This is a genomic window from Persicitalea sp. (genome assembly GCF_041751555.1).
Lineage (GTDB): Bacteria > Bacteroidota > Bacteroidia > Cytophagales > Spirosomataceae > Persicitalea.
The window spans coordinates 1-4801 of sequence record NZ_JBGSXF010000448.1 but is presented as its reverse complement, the minus strand read 5'-3'; the positions used below and the strand labels follow the sequence as shown (position 1 = coordinate 4801).

Here is a 4801-nt window from a genome sequence, read left to right as displayed (position 1 = left end):
CGTACTGGTGGAATGTCTGATTTCTCAATTAGGCTTAGCACGGATTTTTTAATTCGATCACACAATTTATCAATACACAATTCAAAAATCCGTCCCCAATGATATCCAGAATTTCCGTTTTGTCCTCCTTGGCAGCCTTTTCTTTGCTGCTTGCGTTGAACAGCTGTCAGAAAAAAGACCCTTTCAGCATTACCGAAGCCGAAATGGTGACGGATATGAAGGAGAATCAAAATTTTCAGAAAATTGTAGACTACGGCCAAAGTATAGGTTTGGGTCGCGATTCGACGCTTTATCGCGAGCGAGGTATGCTGGCTTTTCTGGAAGAACTCGGTTATGGGCATAAACCCGCTCACATCCGCCATTTTGAAGAAATTCTTCCTCCTGACTCAGTGCGTGTGCAAACAGCAGGATGGGAACTAGCACAGGGGAAAGACATCGACAAAGCGATGGAAAACCTGGAACCACCCTACGAAGCTTACAAATCCCTGAAAAAGCATTACAAGCGGTTGGTGGAAAGTAGCAAGCCCGATAGTGCCGCCATGGTATCCGAAACGCTCAATGCTTACCGCTGGATGCATCGGCAATCACGCGGATCGGAGCGAATGGTACTGGTCAACATCAACGGAGCTTACCTGGTGGGTCTGGATTCTTTGGGCAATGAGGAACTGCGGATGAACGTAATCGTTGGAAAATCGAACACCAGGACTCCCGGTTTGGATACTTACGCGACCAATGTCATCACCTTCCCTTACTGGAACATTCCAAAAAGCATTGCCCTCGGGGAAATGCTCCCGCGCATCCGCGAGAATGTCTATTACCTGGAAAGAAACGGTATCGAAGTACTTGACCGCAAAGGAAAGGCTGTCGATCCTACTTTGATTGATTGGAGCAGTATCTCAGAGGGCGATTTTCCCTACCGTTTCCGGCAAGACACGGGTGAGGGTAACTCACTGGGTTTAATGAAAGTGAATCTCCAGAATCCTTATGCTATTTATTTACATGATACCGATGTACGCTCGCTTTTCGGTACTGACCAACGCTGGCGTAGCCACGGCTGCGTGCGGCTGGAAAAGCCGGCACAACTCGCCAACTTCATAGCTGGAGAGAAAATTGTAGACGAGAATTTTGTGGAGGAAGCCCTCGCAGCGCCCGAAATAGATCGTAAGCCAAAGACCTATTCTTTGAAGAAAAAAGTACCGACGTTCCTTTACTTTTTACCCGCCGATGTGGATAAAGCCGGGAATCTGATTTACTATAAGGACGTTTACGACTTGGTAAAGAAGGTAGTGTAAGGGGTTGAGTCTGCCGCTGGAGTTTGGCTGGCCGCAACAGCCGCTCGTTGTAGTATACTTGAATGCGTCAGATACGCTTCATCGGGATAGTACAAAAATAATCCCGCTCCATCGTGCAGTAATTTTATCAGGCTTTCGTGGTCAGCCTGCGGAATGGCGGGGCAACCGAGGCTGCGTCCCAGGCGGCCTGTCTGCCGGATGAAGTCCTCACTGACGTAGTCGGCACCGTGCATGACGATGGCGCGCGCAAGGGCCTGATCGTTGATGTTTTTTTCCAAACCCTGCAAACGCAGCGACAAGCCGTGTTTACCTTGGTAGGTATTTAAGGCGCGGTAGAATCCTAGACTGGACTGGTAGGAAGAGTTAACGTTAGAGAATTTGCTCGCAAACTCCTGACCGGAATTGCGCCCGTGAGCTACGTAAGTATTGAGTACAACCCGGTTGGTACTGAAATCTATGACGTAAAGTCTTTTGTTGCGGGAAGACTGACTAAAATCAGCGATGGCCAGAATAGGCTTGGAAAATTTCGCTTCCTGAAAACCATACCACGCATAACGAAAAGCTTCGCGGGAAAGACCGGCCGCTTCGAGTTGGAGGGAGTCGTAAAGATTGGCGCAAATCTGCTCGGTTTGCTCAGTTGCAGTAAGCGGCGCAACGTGTACTTTTTGATGAGTGTCAATCTCTTGTTTTACATTTTTCTCGACCTTTTTAAATCCGGCCAACACACCAACCATAACAACACCTGCTATCAACACTCCTCCAATTTTCCGCATACTCCTTTCTTGCTTATTTTATATTTTGAAGTCCCCCCTTTATACGTTCAGGACAGGCCTAATAGTTCCCTAACCCCTCGCTTTTTACAAACGATTCCAGATAAAGCTTAATACCTTTGTCCACAAATAAAATTGTGTTTTTTATTGAATGGCCCTTTCCCCCGCAGACAAAAGCGTCTCGATTTTACGCGCCTTATCCGACTTTTTTGCCAATCCGTTGGCGCGTGCCGTGGGTCTTGTTTTCGCCGCCGACAGTTTCCTGTTTGGTAGTTGGGTAGCACGCATCCCCTACGTAAAGTACAGCCTTGACATCAACGACGCCGAACTCGGCCTGGCGCTATTCCTCTTACCCATTGGTTCTATCGTCATGAATCCTTTCACGGGAAAGATCATCCAGCGCATCGGCTCGGCGCAGAGTTGTCTGATTGGCGGACTGGGTTTCTTTGCCAGCGTGATGGTTCCTATTCTAGCACCCAACCTACTCATTCTCAGCTTAGGGCTATTCATCATGGGCTTCTTCACTGCTTTACTGAATGTTGCTATGAACACCTGCGCCGCTAACTTGGAAAAGGAACAGGGCCTAACGATCATGTCCACCTGCCACGGAATGTGGAGCCTGGGCGGAATGCTGGGCAGCGCATTGGCGGGAGCGTTGATTTGGGCCGACATTCCGGCTTCGTACCACTTGCTGGGCGTGGCAATTTTCCTGATTATCTTCATTATCCTGATTCAGCCCACGCTACGGGCTATTCATGAAGAAAAGTCTCCCGAAAGTACCTCTCTCGCCCGCCCGACCAAAGCTCTAATGGTCTTGATTTTCATTGGTATCGCCGTTTCGATGGGCGAAGGGGTGTCTTTTGACTGGAGTGCCATCTATTTGCGTGAGATCGCCAACTCCTCTGCTTCGTTTTCGGCTTTGGGGTTTGCCTTTTTCTCATTGGCCATGACCATTGGACGTTTTGTCGGCGACACGGTCATTCCGCGATTTGGTCAAAAGCGGTTATTGGCTTTTGGAGGTTTGATGGCGGCGGCGGGCCTACTCATCGCGATTTTATTTCCTAATCCGTACATAGTACTGCTCGGATTTTTGGTATTGGGATTCGGTTGTTCCCTAGGGGCACCCATTTTGTACGCCGCCTCCATGCGGCTGCCCGACACCACGCCCGCCGCTGGACTGGCGACCTTTGCTACACTGAGCTTCATCGGCTTCATGGCCGGACCACCCATCGTGGGATTCATCGCCGAAGGCTTCGGGCTGCCCAACGGGCTCCTTTTCGTGATGATTCTGCTGGCGACGAGCGGCATTGCCAGTCACTGGGCTCGGATATAGACTAAATGTAAAATGATCTCTGGCATTATTGTTTTCTTCCTTCTTAGCTAAAATACCATTAGAAAAAACTCTAAAACCAGAAAATGAAATACGCCCCTATTATAGTTGCAACCTTAACCGCCCTCACGTTACTGGGCGGCTGCAAATCCCCGAAAAATCAGGAAGCCGCCAACCAGGATCCCGATCTGGTCGAAACCCAGGTAGCTTCCTTGACCCTTCCCCCACCCTACGCGACCGAGTCGGTGCGGAATGAAGGCAAGGCCATCGGTTGGGAGGACGGACAACTGCCCAAAGCCCCAGCCGGGTTCAAGGTGGAGAAATTTGCTGCCGAACTTGAGCATCCGCGCTGGATTTACCAAGCTCCTAACGGCGATATTTTCGTAGCCGAGTCCAATACCAAAAAATCCGCTGACCGCATCACGCTCTTTCGGAACGGCAAATCCAACGCCAAAACTACTTTCCTGGCAGATCTCAACCAGCCATTTGGTATGTTGGTGCTGGACAACCATTTTTATGTCGCCAACACCGACGGGCTTATGCGTTTCCCTTACAAAGAAGGTCAGACCCAAATGACCGCTAAGGGCGAGAATATTCTGGATCTACCTGCCGGAGGGTACAACAACCACTGGACCCGCAACTTGCTGGCAAGTCCCGACGGTTCCAAGATTTTTATTTCTGTCGGCTCGGCCAGCAACGTAGCCGAACACGGCATGGATGAGGAAAAACGTCGCGCCAATATCCTGACTATCAATCCCGATGGCTCGGGTGAAGAAATATACGCCAGCGGCTTACGCAATCCCGTGGGAATGGCGTGGGTACCTGGTACCAACACGCTGTGGACAGCCGTCAATGAGCGCGACAAATTGGGTGATGACTTAGTACCTGACTATTTGACGAGCGTTAAGAAAGGTGGGTTTTACGGCTGGCCTTACTCCTACTACGGCCAGAATGTCGATCCACGGCGCGAAGGTGAAGCTCCCGAAATGGTAAAGAAAGCTATCGTCCCCGACGTACCACTGGGAGCACACACAGCCTCGCTTGGTTTGGCATTTTATGACAAAGATAAATTTCCTGCCAAGTACCGCAACGGCGCATTCGTCGGACAACATGGCTCCTGGAACCGCTCACAGCTTTCAGGTTATAAAGTAGTATTTGTGCCTTTCAAAGATGGTAAACCGAGCGGTGAGATGGAGGATTTTCTGACAGGCTTTATCGCTAATTCGGAGGAGAGCAAGGTATATGGCCGTCCAGTGGGCGTGACTGTGTTGGCCGATGGCTCAATGCTGGTAGCCGATGACGATAGTGGTACCATCTGGCGGGTTAGTGCCGAGTGATTGTGGATCAGATCATTCCTAGTTAACAATTTGGTAATAGCACCTCCTGTACAATTTTGCTAAATTGTGTCG

At 49.9% G+C, this 4801-nt stretch carries 4 protein-coding genes; 3 read left to right on the top strand and 1 reads right to left on the bottom strand.

What is annotated here, in order from left to right; translation table 11 throughout:
- Window positions 1-98 precede the first annotated feature (98 nt).
- Entirely contained in the window at window positions 99-1292 is a 1194-nt protein-coding gene (locus ACEW8P_RS15745; RefSeq protein WP_373514035.1) for a L,D-transpeptidase family protein, read from the top strand.
- On the opposite strand, the gene ACEW8P_RS15740 is transcribed toward ACEW8P_RS15745, so the two are convergent.
- A complete protein-coding gene (locus tag ACEW8P_RS15740) occupies window positions 1265-2065 on the bottom strand; it encodes a murein L,D-transpeptidase catalytic domain family protein (protein WP_373514034.1) in 801 nt (266 codons plus the stop codon). The two genes, ACEW8P_RS15745 and ACEW8P_RS15740, sit on opposite strands and share 28 nt — an antisense overlap.
- A gap of 148 nt (window positions 2066-2213) precedes the next feature.
- Between ACEW8P_RS15740 and ACEW8P_RS15735 the strand changes: the two genes are divergently transcribed.
- Window positions 2214-3395: an MFS transporter gene (locus ACEW8P_RS15735; RefSeq protein ID WP_373514033.1), complete on the top strand. Its 1182-nt coding sequence runs from the start codon at window positions 2214-2216 to the stop codon at window positions 3393-3395.
- Window positions 3396-3478: 83 nt separating this feature from the next.
- Window positions 3479-4729: a sorbosone dehydrogenase family protein gene (locus ACEW8P_RS15730; RefSeq protein ID WP_373514032.1), complete on the top strand. Its 1251-nt coding sequence runs from the start codon at window positions 3479-3481 to the stop codon at window positions 4727-4729.
- Window positions 4730-4801: the final 72 nt, after the last annotated feature.

Coding starts and splice junctions, on each gene's coding strand:
- ACEW8P_RS15730 (WP_373514032.1), top strand. CDS start 3,479: ATGAAATACGCCCCTATTATAGTTGCAACCTTAACCGCCCTCACGTTA.
- ACEW8P_RS15740 (WP_373514034.1), bottom strand. CDS start 2,065: ATGCGGAAAATTGGAGGAGTGTTGATAGCAGGTGTTGTTATGGTTGGT.
- ACEW8P_RS15735 (WP_373514033.1), top strand. CDS start 2,214: ATGGCCCTTTCCCCCGCAGACAAAAGCGTCTCGATTTTACGCGCCTTA.
- ACEW8P_RS15745 (WP_373514035.1), top strand. CDS start 99: ATGATATCCAGAATTTCCGTTTTGTCCTCCTTGGCAGCCTTTTCTTTG.